Source organism: Neobacillus sp. NPDC093127, assembly GCF_044754175.1.
Taxonomy (GTDB): Bacteria; Bacillota; Bacilli; order Bacillales; family Cytobacillaceae; genus Neobacillus.
Genome location: NZ_JBIVOP010000029.1, coordinates 41,899 through 59,624, shown reverse-complemented (window position 1 = coordinate 59,624; position 17,726 = coordinate 41,899). Strand labels below are relative to the sequence as shown.

Genomic DNA, 17,726 nt, shown 5'->3' with positions numbered 1-17,726 from the left:
CAAAATAGCCAACAATCCGAAAAAAATTTCAGAGGGTTGGCTATTCATCGTGCGCACCGTAAGGGTGCGCTATTTTTTTATATTTCGGGCTTACACTATTTACACATACTATCCTTCTTCTAATAAACTTATCAAATAATCCTGCTTCGATAAACAAGGAAAGAAGCAATTTTAAAAAATGATTTTTATTTAAATATAGTACCTAAAATACATTTAATAAATTTAATCTTAACCCGAAATCAAAATGTAATTATTCTGTCACTGTAATACAGTTGAGGTTAAGAAGATGAAAGTATAAACTTTACTTACTATTTGAGGAGTGATTAAGTTGAAAACAGTTACCGTGAATGAACTACAGTTCAAGAAAAAATTATCTATGATTGAGCAATTTACACTCAAAGATTTCCTATTTAAATGGGTTGGCAGCCCAACCGAAGGATTAGATGATATTCTACCACTTGAGTACATAGAAAGTGTCTTTCCGAGGTTGGAGGCAAAACAGGAAACAACCTTACTCATTAATGGAGATGAACTTTTCAGATATGCGACAATAACAGAAGAAAATCAAATTGTTATAGGTGTTTTAGATTCGAATAAAGAGTTAAAGCATAGAATCATTTCTCTGGATGAGCTTTTAATAGGTAAGCACTTGTAAGGTGCTTTCCTATTAACTTTTCTCTGCCCAATTTGTATACTTCCCCATAAAGTTTTTACTTCATTCTTCAGTTTAATTATTAAGGCTTCTTCACCATCCTCCGCCATTAGCAATAAGAGAAAGCCTCCAATAAATAGCAGCTGGGTCTTCAAGTATTGCACCCTTTTGCGAAAAGAAGACCCTTAAAATAAAATGCGTACTACTGATAATGTTAATTATACCAAATTTATACTGTATTTCTTAAACCAAACTGCTCGTTACTATCCAACAAAGTTGTGTTTTTACGTTCGAACCAGTTTGAATACCTAGTTGGAGATCGAGGTGTAATTTGTGTTCCTTTACGATTGTATTAATTAAATAATTGATGTATCATAAATGCATGCGCATGCATATATTTTTGTGGGAGGGAAACTTTAATGAAAACAATTGATTCTCCCTTTAAAGTTAAAGGGTTACAACTGAAAAATCGAATTGTAATGGCACCAATGTGTCAATATTCTGTGGATAAAGAAGATGGAATACCGAACGATTGGCATTTTGTTCACTATGTATCGAGAGCTATCGGGGGTACAGGGTTAATTATCATGGAAATGACGGGTGTAACCCCCGAAGGAAGAATTACGAATCAAGACTTAGGATTATGGGATGATGCTCAAATTCCTGCCTATAAGCGTATTGTATCCGAGGTTCATAAATATGGTTCAAAAATCGGTATACAAATAGCACATGCAGGCAGGAAAGCGGAAGATGCAATCCAGCCGGTTGGACCATCTACTATACAAGGTGAAGCCTTGCCCGAGGAAACAAAATATGGTGGACTTAAACAACCTCGTGCTTTAACCATTCAGGAAATTAAACAAACGATTGAGCAATTTAGGGATGCAGCCAGAAGAGCAGTCGAAGCAGGCTTTGATACAATAGAACTTCATGGAGCACATGGTTATCTCCTACATCAGTTTATGTCTCCTAGTATTAATAATAGAAACGATCAATATGGGGAAGATTTATCAAAATTTGGTGTAGAAGTCATTCGCTCAGTGAAATCCGTCATGCCAGAGGATATGCCATTAATTATGCGAATTTCTGCTATTGAATATATAGACGGTGGGTATGGGTTAGAACATTCACTTCGTATAGCTAAAAGGTACAAATCAGCTGGCGTAGATATTTTCCATGTTTCATCGGGAGGAGAAGGAGTACCAGGTACCTTAAAACCAGGTAATTATCCTGGTTATCAAGTCCCTTTTGCCCGCGCCTTCAAAGAGGAATTTGGAATCCCTGTCATAGCAGTTGGCATGTTAGATAATCCGCAAGTAGCTGAGGCAACCTTATCAAATCATGATGCCGATTTAATTGCGGTTGCCAGAGGAATGTTAAATGATCCATATTGGAGTTTACATGCCATTAAAGAAGTCACACGGAATGTATCCCCGCCATTTCAATATAGCAGAGGAATTCGATAACAGGGAATGATATAATTGGGCTAGTATTTTTGAAAGGTGATGGCTATGAATCAACCTGAACAATTAATCCATACTTGGGTAAACTTTTCAAAATTCCATAATAGAATTACGCAATCATTAGATTATTTACTTCAACAAAAATACCATTTGGGTTTGAATGAGTTTTATTTATTGATGTTTCTGAATGAAAACAGCGAAAAGAAACTCCGGTTATCGCAGCTTCAGAATATGATTGGTCTTAGCCAAAGTGCTTTATCCCGTTTGGTTTCAAGACTTGAGCAACACCACCTTCAACCAGTGGAACGAGCTGGTTATGCTGAGGATAAACGTAGTGTTTATGTCGTACTGACTCCGAGTGGCAGGCAGCATATAAGTGATATATTGAGTGAGGTAAATATGATCTTACAACAGTCTCTTTCAGAAAAGGATATTTGCAACATAAGTTTATTTGCTGAATAGAACCCCACACAAAATGCATTACCTAAGTCGCTCCTAAGAAGTGACTTTAGTAATGCGTTTTTTAAAAGACGTTGGTCTCTTGAACGCCGTTAGTTTAATAAAAAAAGGCCGCCAATTATAGCAGCCTAATCTTAAAGTAAAAAATGCCTTATGTTTAATAACTTTCAATTTGTTCAATAAAAACAGCTGCTTATGATGACAACTTTTCTTTTACGCAGGCTCCTGGAAATACTGTTTAAATCTTGTGCTTAAAAGAATCTGCGTCGTCTTCTTTCGAATTCAAACCGTCTTCTTCTCTCAAATTCGATTTCAATGGGAAAAAACCGTCTTCTTCTAAAACCGTCACGAAAAAACATGTCTCTTCGACCAAATCCAAAAAATGGCATTTGCTTATTCCTCCTTTCATTTCAGGAGTCTATATGACAAAGGGACAGATTAACTTAACCTGCCCTTTGTTCCGTAGAAATTAGTAGCCGCCCATCATAAAAGAAGCTCCTACAATGATGAGTAGAATGAACAACACAACGATTAAAGCAAAAGGGTTTTCTCTACGTTCGTGTCTAAATTCTTCCATGTATATCACCTCCATAATAGGATTTTACTTCGCCACAAATCATACCGTTTAGTTTATTAAACATTAAACGAAACTAGCTAGTACGATAATCAACAGAATGAACAATACAACGATTAATACAAAGCTGCTACCCCCATAACCACCGCCGTAGCCATAACCACCATATCCGCCGTATCCATAGCACATATTTGTCACCACCTTTTGAATTGATGCGAAGAGAGAATACATCTTCTATGTATATATATTTTTGGGGGATAAAGGTGGCTTGGACAATCATCATATAGTATGAAAAAATCAGCGATTTTCCTAAAAATTTTTCTTAAAAAGAAATAGAACGTCTGCAATACATGCAAACGTTCCATTGGAGGTGCTACTATGTGTCTGAACGTGTAGCATCGGTGGGTAATAATAACATATGCATTTAGAATAAAAGTGAATGGACAAGTGTTGATTAAAAATAAAATAGGCACGAAGTTGCAACTTTGCAGATTCTAACATTAATAAAGTAATGATTCAAAAAGTATAGGTTAGATTAAGTCTATCTCTGCTTTTTATTATGCAGCTAAAGAACGCCGTTAGTTACATAATAAAAAGCCGCCAATTAAGGCAGCCTGATCTTAAAGTGAAGCACTTCGATAGCGCAATAGCAAATAAATTCCAACCCGCTATTTCTCCCAAAGCTCGACCAGTCGACCATCAGGATCTTCAATCCAAACAAACTGTCCAAACTCACTAACCTCTTTTTCCTTAACAAGAGGTACACCAATTTGTTCGAGATGTGTAATCGTCTCGTCTAGATTATGTACTTGAAAATTTATCATCACTTGTTGTTCTGTAGGAAAATAACTGTCATCCTCGGCAAAGAAAGAAAAGATCGTCTCATTTCCTGATTGGGGTTTAATCATAGTCCCATTCCAATTGTTTATTTCAATCTTCAACACTTCACTGTACCATTTTTTTGTAACATCAAGATTCTTAGTTCTCCAAAATATTCCGCCGAAACCTTTTATCATCGTAAACAACTCCTGACTTCTTTAAATTCTTAGTTTTTCGATTACATTAGATATTCGAGATTTAATGCTAAATTCCTTCTTCAACTGCCAGTTACTTGAAGAAGAAAATGGCATTACCTCATAATTGAAGTAACGCCCATACAAGAAAAAAACGCCAATTAAGGCAGCCTGAAATTAAAGTAGGTCACTTGTTATTTTACCAAGTATTGCTCAACCACATATAAATGATAAAGAGTGGTCAGGCTATCCTCATTTTTATTTTTGCTAAAATGAATAAGAAGTGAAACATATGAGCGAGTTGTTCGACTAATGAGTAGTTATAGAAGTGGGGAGTTTAGAACAATGTCCAACAGCAGGATTAGTGATTGGTTTTATCAATACAGCAATGATGTCTATCAGTTTTTGATTTATTACTTGGGCTCAGTTGATGTGGAGGATTTGGTCCAGGAGGTTTTTATCAGGGCCATAAAAAATGAAGATTCCTTTCAGGAACACTCCACCCCAAAAACTTGGCTTTTTAGTATCGCTAGGAATTTGGCTATTGATGAAATTCGAAGAAAACAAAGAGGAAGAATCAAACATCTGCTTTTAAAAGAAAAACAACGACCGTTTGACGATCAAACTCCCGAAAAGGTTCTCGAACTTAATGAGACAAATCAACAATTGTTCCAAGCTATTCAGAAATTAAATAGAAATTATCGTGATGTGATTGTTCTACGTGGAATAAAAGAACTGTCAATCAAGGAAACAGCTGCGATTTTAAACTGGAAAGAAGAGAAGGTCAGGCTCACCTACCACCGGGCAATAAAGGCTTTACAAAATGATAAAGGGAGGTTTATGTAATGTCGGAGAAAATCCACGCAGTCATCCAACAACAGTTAAAAGAGCTCCCCCAACCCGTCCTGACAGCTGAAAAACAAGAACAAATGCTTGATCACATTCATATAGCCGCAAATAAATACCATAAACGAAAAAAGTGGGAGAATGCGATGAAAAGAGTATATTTAGGTGCAGCAGCCATTGCGGCACTAATCATTCTATCTGTTCTGGGCTTTAATCAATTTGCTAATGAGAATTCTAGGTCTGAGAGTATACCAGAACACAGTACTCCATCAGAACCAGGTACAGTATCTAACTATATCGATCCTCCGGGTTTAACTGTTCACCAGGTGGCTCTAAACGATCTTTATGTGGAGATTCCCTATCAAAAACAAGATGTAAAAATCACGAAGAGAACAACAGACAAGTATATCTTTGTTGACATCAAGGACAAAGAAACCGGGAAAGCACTGTACACTTACGGTGAATCAGTAGGTCACGATAAGGAAAAGCTAGTTTTCCGTGAAATTCAAACAAAAAAGACTAAGGTTCGCCTCCAAATGTTTGTAGAAATTGACCCTATTAAAGGTTTCATTTCCAAAGTCAATAAAACGGAAGCAGGATATGATCCGCAGCCAAATAAAATTGAAGCGGAAGTGATTAATTCCGGTTCGAGGTCAGGGAAGTTTCCAGCTGGAAACGTTGAGCTACTGGCGAGTGTTGGTCTTAATTGGGGAAATGATATTCAACATCTGTATGAAGGCTATGTAATAGGTGTAATCAAAAACTGAGGGTTCAAAGCGGAAGATTGTGCGGTTGTCTTCCGCTATTTTGTTATTCTAATGGGAAGTTATGGGTGTTTTACTGAATGATTTGGACAATAATAATCGACTTTCTGCAAGTGCTCGTCCTTTAATAATCACAGAAACTACACAGTTTTTTTTGCAGAATCGAGAAGTCATTAATGAATATTTTTCCGAGTCAACTCTTGCATATGTTAATTTAGCAAAATCAAATCCACTTAACAAACCAACTTAATTTTAAATCTAAATGATTATTCCACTAGCTCAGAATAAGTTTGCCATTATTTCTCGATCAGATCTCCCTTCATGGCCCGAGCGAGAAGCTTTTTGCCATTTTCGGGCCATGAAACCGACTTTCATGGCTCGAGCGAGCAACATTTTGCCATTTTCGGGCCATGAAACCGACTTTCATGGCTCGAGCGAGCAACATTTTGCCATTTTCGGGTCATGAAACTGACTTTCATGGCCCGGGTGAGCAACATTTTGTCAATTTCGGGTCATGAAACCGACCTTCATGGCCCGGGTGAGCAACTTTTTGTCATTTTCGGGTCATGAAACCGACTTTCATGGCCCGGGTGAGCAACTTTTTGCCATTATCGGTCCATGAGACCTCTATTCTGAGTAAAAGGTATACTCATTTAAATCTATTATGTCTACTTTCTTGAAATTACAGTAAACATCCCTGTCATATTGGGTGAGAAGTCTTTAAAATCATATCTCTCATAGAACGATTCTTTGCCTTGTGATGCAAACAAACCAACAAACGCCTTATCTGGGGCATTTGTATATAAGTATTCAACCAAAAGATTCATTATTTCATTTCCAATACCATTTTTCTGATAATCTGGATGAACCACTATATCTTGGATATAGAAATAAATAGCCCCATCTCCAACAATTCTTCCCATACCCACAATTTGTTCATTATCCTTGACTGTGATGCAGTGAATAGAATTCCTTAGTGATGTTTCCACTACTTCAAAATTCATATAATTGGTCCATCCCACAGACTCACACAAATATTTGTATTCTTCCAATGTGGGAATATTATTTTCAATCTTATATTCTTTCAAAATGTTTCCTCCAATGCTTCAAATTTCACCAATAAATATGTATTCTACATCGTTTTAATTACTCCTCTTCCTTTGCTAACCTGCCCAGTTCTTTTGTTCCAAGGTCTTCTAAACAAATAAAACAATATAGAACCAATAATTGTAATTGTATAAACTAAAGATAAAGACGAGGTGTCAGATGTAAAACCGCCACCATCAATTATTAAAATTATTGTTCCGTAAGTTACACCCAAAAAACCAAACAAAATTACACCTGTTATGATTTTTTTTGATTTTACATATTTGTTATAAAGCAACTCTCCTAATAAGCATCCTGGTATGATTAGGTACGAACCAAAAAAAATAATGGCTGTTAAATCAGAAATAAAACTTTTAACTCCTAAATAGAAGTGCTGTAAGGATTGAGTGTTGTATGAACCTAAGCAATTATTGATAAAAAAATAAATAACTACAGTTAGATATGCTGCCAAACACCCCTTAAAAAACCTCATTCCTTTAACCTCTCTGTCTTTAAAATTATATGTAGTTATGTTTGCACTAACTTGAACTGATAGTTTAATATCCAACGTTTTCATTTCTACAATCATGGCAATAATTCCTCTAATATAATAGATAAATCTTCGACAGGATAAGGATCTAGCTATTTAAGGGGTTCCCTCATCGGCTGCCTTTTTTTGAGCAACCGTTGTTTAAGGAATGCAACCAGTTAGTTGTATAAGAAGGGTATTGAACCGTTTTCGCTGGCTCTTCTTACTGCAGCCTGCCAAAATATAAAAAAATTGCCGAGAAAAATACCCTTTCTCGACAATCTGAGGAGAGTATTTCTCTCCTTGTTACTGATGCTCATGTACGTTAATAGGCGAACCAGTTGAAGTATGTTCATTTACCCAATCAAGAGATACCTTCGAAACGGCTGACCAATTAGGGATTTGGTTGTTATGCTGCTCTACCCAACTCATACAATATTGTGGGTCTATGCTCTTTTCTAGGCATTGTGCTAAGAAAGACTGAATGTTATCCTCCGTACAGTTTTCCCATGAACCACACGTTTCAGCCCAAATACGTTCCATTTCCTGTTTGCTATCGTTTACCATATTTACTTCCTCCTTGATTAAACTACAAAATAAGTTTGTCCAAAGAGAAGAAATATATTTACCCTTTTCCTTTCACTATGAAAACGCCCCTTTAGAAAACAAGAACCAAAAAGGCAAAGCATTTGTAACTAAACATCGATTGCCTAATATGTTAGAGGAAAATGAAATAGTTGATTTTAACTAGATATTTAAGGCGTAATCCAGCAAAATGAGTATAAGTGAAAATAATTAGGAAATGGAGACATTTGTTCATGATTGATGTGATGAAACGAAATAATGTGAAGGTTATGGGACAGGGAGAGCAAACAATTATGTTTGCGCATGGATTTGGTTGTGATCAGAGCATGTGGCAATATATCGCTCCTACATTTGCTGAGAAATATCGAATTATTTTATTTGACTATACAGGGTCAGGAAATTCAGATATCACGGCGTACCAATCTGAAAAATATAGCACGCTTCACGGGTACATGCAGGATGTCTTGGATATTATTGAAGAAATGGATCTTCAACAGATCCTATTCATTGGCCATTCGATAAGTTCGATGATTGGGATGCTTGCTGCCATTGAGCGGCCGGATTACTTTGATAAATTAATTATGATTGGGCCTTCGCCTTGTTATTTAAATGATACTGACGGTTATGTTGGTGGCTTTGAACAGAGTGATATTAAAGAATTACTTGCATTAATGGAGATGAATTTTGCAGGATGGGCAAGCTATATGGCGCCATTTGCTATGGACCAATCTAAGGATCCGAAGCTAACGCAAGAACTAGAGAATAGCTTTGTCTCAACGAACCCGCGTATCGCGAGGGAGTTCGCGGAGGTAACATTCTTTTCGGATTATCGCACGAGCGTACCATCAGTGACGGTACCTACACTGATTATTCAATGCTCGAATGATAGCATTGTTCCAATAGAAGTAGGAGAATATTTACATAAGCATTTACAAAATAGTACGCTTCAAATCATAGATGCAAGAGGGCATTATCCACATATTAGTCAGCCCTTAGAAACTACTGAGATTATTATAGATTATCTAATGAATTAATTTATCAAAGGGAGATTATTTATGGATGAGAGATTAATAGAGGCACCTTGTGGGTTTATATCGATTGACCATAATGGATCTATTATCGAGGTCAATAAAACCTTTCTTAAATGGATGGGCTTCAAGCAAGAAAATTTAGTAGGAAAGCATTTTGAATCGTTATTGACGACAGGAAATAAGCTGATTTTTCATTCTTATTTTTATCCGAATATTAATTTGCATGGGCATGTAGAAGAGCTATTCATTAATCTTAGAAACCAAAATGGTGAATCCGTTCCTTATTTGATGAATGCTAGACGATTTGGGCAGGATGGTCTAGAAATAATTGACTGTATTTTGGTTCAAATGAAGAAGCGGATTGATTATGAATTAGAATTACGTACGACTAAAAAACAAATGGAAGAGGCCTACATTGAAAAGAATCTAGCATTTGCAAAGCTAGAACAGATCTATCTTGAAATAGAAAAGAAACAGATTGAATTAATGGAAATCAATTCAGGATTAGTTGAAATATCAAATACAGATAAGCTCACAGGCATTCCAAACAGAAGATTCTTTCAAGAAAAGCTAGAAGAGCAGATTGAATTGTACCGCAAAGAACAAAAAGCGTTCTCTCTGCTTATTATTGATATTGATCATTTCAAAAAAGTGAATGATACATATGGGCATCAAATAGGTGATCTTGTCCTTGCGAAATTAGCCAATATCCTAAAGACTCAGGCGCGGCCTGAAGATATTCCTGCGCGATTCGGTGGTGAAGAATTTACAATCATTCTTCCGAATACTGATGTGGAAGAGGCAATAGCAATTGCTCAGAATATTAAACAAATGGTTGAAATAGCTGAATGGCAAGAGACTGGCAGTTTAACAATAAGTGTTGGGGCAGCGACATTTACTAAGAAAGATACAGAAGAATCGATCATGAAAAATGCGGATCATGCTCTCTATGCTTCCAAGGAAAATGGACGAAATCGCTCCACACATTTTAGCGAGCTATTTTAAAGATTGAGGGCAATAGACAACATGACGAACCGCAGCATTTTGCTGCGGCTTTTGTTGTTACGGATAATCATGCTGGCAGGTATACTCCGGTACAGGCCTTGGAAGGTAAAACGGTTGAGCAACCATCGGTAGAGGATAAGAAACCGAGGAAGCTAGAGAGTGGGAGCCACAAATCATTGTAAACGCTAATCAATTGTGGCTCTTTTTATGAGGCGGCAATCGACACTTTTTTCAGGCAATTTAAGGAAACCTTTAGCACAAGTCAACTACTGGATCTAGATTACGTTTATTGAACAATAGCTTTTTTAGATCTCGTTGGCCAAAAATAGCCGATCATCGCACCAACTATAGCTGGCAAAATCCAGCCAAGCCCGATATCGTAAAGTGGTAACGTCTCCATGTAGAATGATTTAATCGATTCGAATATAGAGACAGATGCGCCTGGCAGACTAGCGACTAATGTGCTGTAGCCGTCGAAGAAGCTTACACAAAAAGTGAAGAAAATTGCGGCTGCATAAACACTCTGCTTATGGCCAAACAAAGAGGAACAAAGCGCTAATATGATCAGAACAATGGCTAAAGGATACAGTAACATTAATACGGGGACCGCGTATTGAATGATATTGTTTAGGCCGAAGTTGGCGATGGAAAATGACACAAGACATAGTACCAGAACGAAGATTTTATAGCTTACTTTTGGAAATACACGATGAAAAAACTCGCTGCAAGCAGTAATCAGCCCGATGCTTGTTTTTAAACAAGCGAGTACGATAATAATCGCTAATAAAATTGAGCCGAAAGCTCCGAAATAGTGCTGAGCTACTGCCGCAAAGATCAGACCGCCATTATCGTATGCCCCGATTACTGATACGCTCGATGCCCCCATATAGGTAATCAGTCCGTAAATCAGCATCATCAGTACCATGGCGAAAATGCCTGATTTCCAAGTTGTTTTCGCGATTGCCCTCGGATCGGTGATGCCTTGTCCTTTAATTGCCTGGATAACAACAATTCCAAATGCAAGGGAGGCGAGGGCATCCATTGTGTTGTAGCCTTCTTTAAAGCCGGTAATAAAGGCCAATTCACTATAGTCACCCGTTGGTTTACCGAAGTGACCCATCGGTTTGAGAATCGCAATGATAATTAAGAGGAATAAAAACACTAAAAATGCTGGTGTTAAATATTTACCGATATAGTCGATAATTTTTGCTGGATTCAATGAGAAATAATAGACGATTGCAAAAAACACAAAACTAAAGAGCCCGAGATATAAGCTGCCGTGCTCTGGATTCATATACGGTTCAAAACCAACCACGAAAGGAACCGTTGCTGTCCGTGGAATTGCAAAAAACGGTCCAATGGTTAAATAAAGTGCCATGGCAAAGACGACCCCAAAAAGTGGATGGACTCGACCCGCTAAATCACGTAATCCGTTACTCCCGGATAACCCAAATGCTAATATCCCCATAAACGGCAGACCAATGGCGGTTACGAGGAAACCAATTAATGCCGGCCAAAAGTTCGTACCGGCAAGCTGACCCATTTGGATTGGAAAAATTAAATTTCCCGCGCCAAAAAACATGCCGAACAGCATCGTCCCAATGATGGCATAGGTTGAAAATGATATTTTTTGTTGCATGCTGTGCTCCTTCTAAGATGAATTCCATCCATTTTAACACCTTTTTTAGGAGTTAGCCATAGCAATACCAATCAGTTTATCGTGTTTATTAGCAGGAGAATTTTTAGTAATCCTATACAGAAGAATACTTATATTGTTCTCTCTTTAGTTGAATACCGTCACTATAAATTGGGTTCCAATGTGCTTTTAAATAATAACTTCTTTATCTGCCTAACTGTATGAAATCAGTATGCTTTTTTTGTAAGGTGTAATAGCTCCTTTTACATATTTTAATTAATTTTGGAGATATTTCTACTAAAAGGAATGCTTGAAGGTATGGAGGCTAGTTATGGAAAAAGTAAAACAGGTGCAGCTCACATCAGCAGAAATTACAGCTCTATGGGCATCTTATATAAATGATAGTGCCATTGCATGTAAGATTAAGTACTTTTTGTCAAAAGTTGAAGATGAGGAGATTAAACCGTTACTAAAAAAGGCTTTTGATATTACGCAGGGAAATCTTAAAACACTAACGGAAATATTCAATAGGGAAAAGTATCCTATACCTTATGGGTTTAAACTTGATGAGGATGTAGTTCTACATGCTCCTAGGCTGTATTCAGACACCTATTTTTTATATTATCTCCATCAAGCCGTTCAAATTGCTCTGCAAGGCTACAGTATGAACCTGTCACTGGCTGTAAGGGCAGATGTATATAGTCATTTTAGTGAGTGCCTTTCACAATTAACGATTTTTCTGAGAGAGATAAAGGAGCTTTTATTATCCAAAGGTCTATACATACGGTCTCCCTATTTGCCTATACCGGATGATATTGATTTTGTTAAAAGGAAAAGTTTTTTAACCGGATTTTTTGGTGAAAAAAGATCTTTAACTGGTACAGAAATTACAAACCTCTATGCGAATTACCAAAGAAATGCGTTTGGAGTGACAACCTTATTAGGATTTAGTCAGGTTGCACAGTCAAAAGAGGTAGCCGATTTTATGATAAGAGGTAAAGAGATCGCCAAAAAGCATTGTAAGGTGTTTGACTCTATTCTTAAAGAGGATGATCTTCCTGTTCCTGAGACATGGGATACAGGTGTAACAGCTTCTACAACTTATACCTTTTCGGACAAACTGATGATGTTTTATACAACAACACTCATTGCCCTAAGCATAGGTTTCTATGGGACAAGTATGGCAATGAGTCCTAGGAGAGATATAGCTCTACAGTATGTGAGACTATCTGCCGAAATAGCCAAGTATGCTGAGGATGGAGCGAATATAATGATTAAAAATGGATGGCTGGAACAGCCTCCAATGGCACCAAATCGGGATGAGTTAGCTACGAAGAAAAAAAATAAAAATATTTGAAGGCAGGGATAGCTACTCCTGTCTTTTTTTGTTTCTTACCTATTGCGGAGATTCAATTAAATCTAATTGTTAACCAATTTTATTTTTGGTTGACAATTAAAATATAATTAAATATTATCATAATTGAAGTTATTACATATTTATTATGAGGAGATGCAAAAATGAAAATTAAAGATATTACTTTAGTGGCAGTATTTGCTGCTGTAATGGGTGCCCTAGGACTAGTTCCGCCGATCACGCTTTCCTTTACACCAGTTCCTGTTACATTACAAACTCTAGGTGTTCTACTTGTGGGAGGAGTATTAGGAGCAAGATTAGGGGCGATGAGTCAGACGGTCTTTTTACTACTTGTCGCTGCAGGAATGCCGCTTCTATCTGGAGGAAGAGGTGGATTTAGTGTATTTGTCGGCCCAAGTGTTGGTTTTTTAATTTCATGGCCGATTACGGCTTTTTGTATTGGGTATCTATTATCACGTATTCAAAATTTAAAATTACAACATGTTTTATTAATAAATTTGACAGTTGGAATTCTATTAATCTATTTAATTGGTATTCCTACCCAAGCATTTATGATGGATATTCCAGTATTAAAAGCTGTAAAATTAAGTTTAGTATTTATCCCGGGGGATGTATTAAAAGCAATAATAGCTTCTATTTTGGTTTATAGACTAAGGAAACATCCGGTTTTTTCACGATCATTAGCATCAAGTTATTCCAATAAAATATCTAATAATATTTAAATTTTTAGGGACACTTTGAAGTGTCTTTTTTATAGAGGTGAAAACGATGGGCAATATTACAGATTCATATGGAACTTTCGCAAAATTGTCCCCCAACAAAATCGCAATCCATACCCCTCATCAACAAATCAATTATCATAAATGGAATGAATTAATCTATGAAACTGCGAACTGGCTTCACGCTCTTGATCAAGAAAATAAAACAATCGGAATCCTATTACCGAATGGTATTCCATTTCTACAGTTCTTTTCGGGAGCTTCCAAGGCAGGCTGGATTGCTGTTCCATATGATTTGAAATGGAAAATAACAGAATTAGAAAAAAGAGTGAAGCTTTCTAATCCTTCTATCATTATTACGACCAAAGAAATTTACTCTGAGATCAATCAAATGATTCCTAATGTTACGATTTTGGATGATATTTTACAGGAAATCCACCAAAATGATTCTACAACAGGAAGGAAAACGGAAGAAAATCTGCCTTTTTATATTGGATTTACTTCCGGTACCACCGGAAATCCAAAAGCATTTGTTCGATCCCAAGATTCATGGGTGGCAAGCTTTGATTGTAACCGTTTTGATTTTGGGATAGATGAATCTGATCAAGTTCTTATTCCAGGAGCCTTAATTCATTCTCATTTTCTTTATGGAGCCATTAGCACATTGTTTTTAGGTGGAACCGTCTATCTATTAGAAAAGTTTTCTCCATTGGAAGGACTAACATGGATAAATGACTTCCCGATCACAACCATATATGTAGTTCCAACTTTGGTAGATGCATTCATGAAACAAGGCATCAAGATCGAGAAGACTTTAAAAATTCTATCATCTGGTGCGAAATGGTCTGAAAAGTCAAAATTGGAGATCCGTGAAATGTTTCCTAATATGACCATGTACGAATTTTATGGAGCTAGTGAATTGAGCTTCATTACTGTTCTTTCTGACAAAGAGGGTATTCAAAAGGCTACAACTGTCGGAAAGCCATGTTACGGAGTTGAGGTACAGATACGGCGCCCTAATCAGGAATTAACCGAGCCAAATGAGACCGGAAAAATATATGTAAAAAGCAAATTGATCATAAATGGGTATTTTGAACATATTGGAGGACCAATTCATACGATTCAAGATGAGGAAGGATGGGCTTCTGTCCATGATATGGGCTATTTTGACGAAGATGGATTTTTATATATTGTTGGCCGTGAACAAAATATGATTTTATATGGAGGAATAAATATTTTTCCTGAGGAAATAGAGAAAGTGATTTCCTTACATCCAGATGTCGAGGGAGTGGCAGTCATAGGCCTATCTGACTCGTATTGGGGCCAAGTTGTGGCTGCAGTTGTGAAAGGAAAGACTAGTCCATTAGAGTTAAAAAGATTTTGTAAGATGCATTTATCTTCTTTTAAAGTTCCTCGCAGGTGGTTTTTTCTATCTGATATGCCATACACAACGAGTGGCAAGATTGCACGTGCTGAACTAATAAAACGAATCGAAAGCAAGGTGATGAGCGATTAAAAGAGCGGTAATTGTCCAAGCAAAACGTACCCCCATAGGAAAAGCGGGGGGAATCTTACGAGATCTCGAGCCACAAGAGCTTGCAGCTCCCCTCATCCAACATTTAGCATACGGATTGGAAGAAGAGATCGATGACATCATTTTAGGAAATGTGGTTGGGCCAGGTGGAAACGTGGCTCGGGTTGCTGCTTTAGAAGCAGGACTTCCTTTTTCCGTAACGGGACTAACAATAGACCGTCAATGTAGTGCAGGTTTAGAAGCGATTCGATTGGCATGTTACCTTGTGCAAGGTGGTGCAGGCTGTTGTTACATTGCTGGTGGGGTAGAAAGCGCGAGTACTTCTCCATTTCCTTCAAGAGCTAGATTTTCTCCTGAAAAAATTGGTGACCCGGATATGGGTATTGCAGCAGAATATGTGGCTGAAAAATATGCAATAACTAAGGAAATGCAAGATGAATATGCTCTACTTAGTTATGAGCGCAGCTGGGAAGCAAATGAAAAAGGATACTTAAATCAAGAGATTATTCATATTGGGAATTTACATCAGGATGAAGAATTTTTTAGAAAAAGAAAGATGGATATTCTTTTAGATAGGGCGAAACCTATTTTTAAAAAGAACGGTACGGTTACTGCAGCGAACAGTTGTGGGATACATGACGGGGCTTCGGCTGTACTAGTGATGGAAGAAAATATGGCGATAAACTATGGATTCGAGCCTAAATTACGATTCTTGGATGGTGAAGTGTCAGGTGTACATCCTAATTATCCAGGAGCTGCCCCTATTCCGACCATTCAAGCACTATTAAAAAGAAATCAGTTAACTATTGCGGACATTGACCTAATTGAAATAAACGAAGCGTTCGCGTCCAAGATTGTCGCCTGTACAAAAGAACTTTCCATTCCCTATGAGAAGTTAAATGTTTGCGGAGGAGCTTTAACAGTAGGGCATCCTTATGGAGCTTCGGGAAGTATCATGATCACAAGACTTTTCTACGAAGTGCAAAGACGAAAGAATATCAAATATGTATTAGCCGCAATTGGAAGTGGAGGAGGGATCGGAGTGGCGGTCCTATTTGAAGTGGTAACATGAAAACCACGGGGCAGGTTGCAATCATCTGCCCTGTTTAATTTAAAATTTATGATGTCAATTTTAAGCCAATTACTGCTGTTAGGATTAATCCAATAAATGAAATTCGTTTCCAATCTTTAGGTTCTTTATAAAACAACATTCCAATGATTGTTCCCCCTATTGTCCCAATCCCTGTCCAAACTGCATAGGATAGCCCCATAGGGAGGGTTTCCATAGCTAAAGATAATGAACCAAAACTTAATATAAATCCAATAATTAAGAGGATATAGGATTGTAAATTTCCATATTTATTTATGAGGTTCATAGCAGTTACGCCCACCACCTCAAAAGTTCCAGCTAATAGTAGAAATATCCACCCCATTTATACGGCACCTTCTTTCTCGGCTGATTCTGTGGTGACAAGTTTTAAACCTAATACGCCGATTAGGAGCAGAAGGATGAAAAATATTTTTGTCCAACTGAAAGGTTCGCCAAACACGAGCATATCAACCGAAACCGTTCCTGCTGTTCCGATTCCAGTAAAGACAGCATAGGCGGTAGCAACGGGTACTTTTTTTATCGCTTTAAGTAATAAAACAAAGGATAAATAGATAATAAAAATAGTGCCAGCCCATGTAAACAAGTTAGCAGAATGTTTTAACCCCATCGCCCACACGATTTCAATAAGACCTGCAATAATAACAAATGCCCAATTTCGATTCATAATAAACTCCTTCCAAAACGGTTAATCATTCGAGAGTCCACGCCAATACAGATACCAAGAGGCATCTAATCTTTTCTGCAAGCGTTCGGAACCTCCGTATAACATTTCAACGAATACCCCATCTAGAACTCCTAAGAAGGCAGTGGTAGCTAGCTCAGCTCCAATCTTTGAGCTAATTTCCCCTTCCGAGATAGATTTATCTATTACTGGAACAAGAAGTTCTTCCAGCTTATCTAAGTATTCATATACGTATTTCATCACATGTTCATATAGGTGTGCGGGTGGAAAAAAAGAGATACGAAGCCAAAACTTAGTAGAATTATTCTTCTCGTATCGCTCTTTGTACTGCAATAAAAAATCAAATAAAAAATTTTCAATGGGCCGTGTTTTATTACTGTCTATAAAGTTCAGGACGAAACTTAATTCCTCAGCAAATACGTCCTTACATACCTCAAGAAAAAGCTCATCTTTACCCTTGAAATGAGTATAGATGGATTGTTTTTTTATCCCTACATCATCAGCAATCTGTGCCATCGATGTCCCATCGTAGCCATTTTCTGCGAAATAATTCCGTGCCATTTCCTTAATGTGATTTGAAGTCATATAACCATCCTTCCGACCGTTCGTCAGTTAATAGTATCACTGGATTAGTTTCTAGTCAATTATTTATTGCTTATCAT

21 protein-coding genes are annotated in these 17,726 nt (G+C 37.2%); 11 read left to right on the top strand and 10 right to left on the bottom strand.

All coding sequences use genetic code 11. From position 1 onward, the window contains the following. Positions 1-328: 328 nt before the first annotated feature. From ACIQCO_RS25700 to ACIQCO_RS25690, 3 genes are all read left to right on the top strand, one after another. Positions 329-655: a hypothetical protein gene (locus ACIQCO_RS25700; protein ID WP_400434682.1), complete on the top strand. Its 327-nt coding sequence runs from the start codon at positions 329-331 to the stop codon at positions 653-655. A 416-nt stretch (positions 656-1,071) separates the two neighbouring features. Next, positions 1,072-2,118 carry an NADH:flavin oxidoreductase/NADH oxidase gene (locus ACIQCO_RS25695; RefSeq protein ID WP_400434680.1) on the top strand — a complete coding sequence of 349 codons (1,047 nt, stop codon included), beginning with the start codon at positions 1,072-1,074 and terminating at the stop codon, positions 2,116-2,118. Between the two features lie 39 nt (positions 2,119-2,157). Further along, a complete protein-coding gene (locus ACIQCO_RS25690; protein WP_400434678.1) occupies positions 2,158-2,577 on the top strand; it encodes a MarR family winged helix-turn-helix transcriptional regulator in 420 nt (139 codons plus the stop codon). Between the two features lie 466 nt (positions 2,578-3,043). On the opposite strand, the gene ACIQCO_RS25685 is transcribed toward ACIQCO_RS25690, so the two are convergent. From ACIQCO_RS25685 to ACIQCO_RS25675, 3 genes are all read right to left on the bottom strand, one after another. After that, the gene (locus ACIQCO_RS25685) at positions 3,044-3,151 is read right to left on the bottom strand and encodes a YjcZ family sporulation protein (protein WP_400434677.1); all 108 of its coding nucleotides are present in this window, start codon (positions 3,149-3,151) and stop codon (positions 3,044-3,046) included. Between the two features lie 63 nt (positions 3,152-3,214). After that, positions 3,215-3,337 (bottom strand): YjcZ family sporulation protein, encoded by a 123-nt coding sequence (locus ACIQCO_RS25680; RefSeq protein ID WP_400434673.1) that lies wholly within the window; start codon positions 3,335-3,337, stop codon positions 3,215-3,217. A gap of 479 nt (positions 3,338-3,816) precedes the next feature. Continuing rightward, positions 3,817-4,164: a VOC family protein gene (locus tag ACIQCO_RS25675; RefSeq protein WP_400434670.1), complete on the bottom strand. Its 348-nt coding sequence runs from the start codon at positions 4,162-4,164 to the stop codon at positions 3,817-3,819. A 342-nt stretch (positions 4,165-4,506) separates the two neighbouring features. Between ACIQCO_RS25675 and ACIQCO_RS25670 the strand changes: the two genes are divergently transcribed. Beyond that, positions 4,507-5,007 carry an RNA polymerase sigma factor gene (locus ACIQCO_RS25670; RefSeq protein ID WP_400434666.1) on the top strand — a complete coding sequence of 167 codons (501 nt, stop codon included), beginning with the start codon at positions 4,507-4,509 and terminating at the stop codon, positions 5,005-5,007. Beyond that, positions 5,007-5,774, top strand: a complete 768-nt coding sequence (locus ACIQCO_RS25665) for a hypothetical protein (protein ID WP_400434664.1) — start codon at positions 5,007-5,009, stop codon at positions 5,772-5,774. Before ACIQCO_RS25670 ends, ACIQCO_RS25665 begins: the two co-directional genes overlap by 1 nt. Before the next feature lie 665 nt (positions 5,775-6,439). On the opposite strand, the gene ACIQCO_RS25660 is transcribed toward ACIQCO_RS25665, so the two are convergent. From ACIQCO_RS25660 to ACIQCO_RS25650, 3 genes are all read right to left on the bottom strand, one after another. Continuing rightward, a complete protein-coding gene (locus ACIQCO_RS25660; RefSeq protein ID WP_400434662.1) occupies positions 6,440-6,859 on the bottom strand; it encodes a GNAT family N-acetyltransferase in 420 nt (139 codons plus the stop codon). A gap of 44 nt (positions 6,860-6,903) precedes the next feature. Further along, positions 6,904-7,446, bottom strand: coding sequence for a hypothetical protein (locus tag ACIQCO_RS25655; protein ID WP_400434660.1), 543 nt, complete (start codon positions 7,444-7,446; stop codon positions 6,904-6,906). Positions 7,447-7,692: 246 nt separating this feature from the next. Then, positions 7,693-7,953 (bottom strand): hypothetical protein, encoded by a 261-nt coding sequence (locus tag ACIQCO_RS25650; RefSeq protein WP_400434658.1) that lies wholly within the window; start codon positions 7,951-7,953, stop codon positions 7,693-7,695. Between the two features lie 251 nt (positions 7,954-8,204). On the opposite strand from ACIQCO_RS25650, the gene ACIQCO_RS25645 reads away from it, so the two are divergent. Together ACIQCO_RS25645 and ACIQCO_RS25640 are read left to right on the top strand one after the other, a co-directional pair. Beyond that, the gene (locus tag ACIQCO_RS25645; RefSeq protein ID WP_400434656.1) at positions 8,205-9,005 is read left to right on the top strand and encodes an alpha/beta fold hydrolase; all 801 of its coding nucleotides are present in this window, start codon (positions 8,205-8,207) and stop codon (positions 9,003-9,005) included. A 21-nt stretch (positions 9,006-9,026) separates the two neighbouring features. After that, positions 9,027-10,007 carry a sensor domain-containing diguanylate cyclase gene (locus tag ACIQCO_RS25640; RefSeq protein ID WP_400434654.1) on the top strand — a complete coding sequence of 327 codons (981 nt, stop codon included), beginning with the start codon at positions 9,027-9,029 and terminating at the stop codon, positions 10,005-10,007. Positions 10,008-10,293: 286 nt separating this feature from the next. Here ACIQCO_RS25640 and brnQ read toward each other — a convergent pair whose 3' ends face one another. Further along, complete coding sequence (brnQ, locus tag ACIQCO_RS25635) at positions 10,294-11,646, bottom strand: branched-chain amino acid transport system II carrier protein (RefSeq protein ID WP_400434652.1); 1,353 nt, start codon at positions 11,644-11,646, stop codon at positions 10,294-10,296. Positions 11,647-11,974: 328 nt separating this feature from the next. Here brnQ and ACIQCO_RS25630 point away from each other — a divergent pair, with 328 nt between their 5' ends. From ACIQCO_RS25630 to ACIQCO_RS25615, 4 genes are all read left to right on the top strand, one after another. Next, a complete protein-coding gene (locus ACIQCO_RS25630; protein ID WP_400434650.1) occupies positions 11,975-13,000 on the top strand; it encodes a DUF3231 family protein in 1,026 nt (341 codons plus the stop codon). A 161-nt stretch (positions 13,001-13,161) separates the two neighbouring features. After that, the gene (locus ACIQCO_RS25625; protein WP_400434648.1) at positions 13,162-13,740 is read left to right on the top strand and encodes a biotin transporter BioY; all 579 of its coding nucleotides are present in this window, start codon (positions 13,162-13,164) and stop codon (positions 13,738-13,740) included. A gap of 46 nt (positions 13,741-13,786) precedes the next feature. Further along, positions 13,787-15,253 (top strand): AMP-binding protein, encoded by a 1,467-nt coding sequence (locus ACIQCO_RS25620; protein ID WP_400434646.1) that lies wholly within the window; start codon positions 13,787-13,789, stop codon positions 15,251-15,253. Then, positions 15,249-16,343 carry an acetyl-CoA C-acyltransferase gene (locus ACIQCO_RS25615; RefSeq protein ID WP_400434688.1) on the top strand — a complete coding sequence of 365 codons (1,095 nt, stop codon included), beginning with the start codon at positions 15,249-15,251 and terminating at the stop codon, positions 16,341-16,343. Before ACIQCO_RS25620 ends, ACIQCO_RS25615 begins: the two co-directional genes overlap by 5 nt. Before the next feature lie 46 nt (positions 16,344-16,389). Here ACIQCO_RS25615 and ACIQCO_RS25610 read toward each other — a convergent pair whose 3' ends face one another. Genes ACIQCO_RS25610 through ACIQCO_RS25600 form a run of 3 tightly spaced genes read right to left on the bottom strand, consistent with a single transcriptional unit; the run spans position 16,390 to position 17,649 of the window. Further along, positions 16,390-16,704, bottom strand: coding sequence for a DMT family transporter (locus ACIQCO_RS25610; protein WP_400434644.1), 315 nt, complete (start codon positions 16,702-16,704; stop codon positions 16,390-16,392). Next, positions 16,705-17,046, bottom strand: coding sequence for a DMT family transporter (locus tag ACIQCO_RS25605; protein WP_400434642.1), 342 nt, complete (start codon positions 17,044-17,046; stop codon positions 16,705-16,707). It abuts the gene before it with no gap. Positions 17,047-17,067: 21 nt separating this feature from the next. Then, positions 17,068-17,649, bottom strand: a complete 582-nt coding sequence (locus ACIQCO_RS25600; protein WP_400434640.1) for a TetR/AcrR family transcriptional regulator — start codon at positions 17,647-17,649, stop codon at positions 17,068-17,070. Between the last annotated feature and the right edge of the window lie 77 nt (positions 17,650-17,726).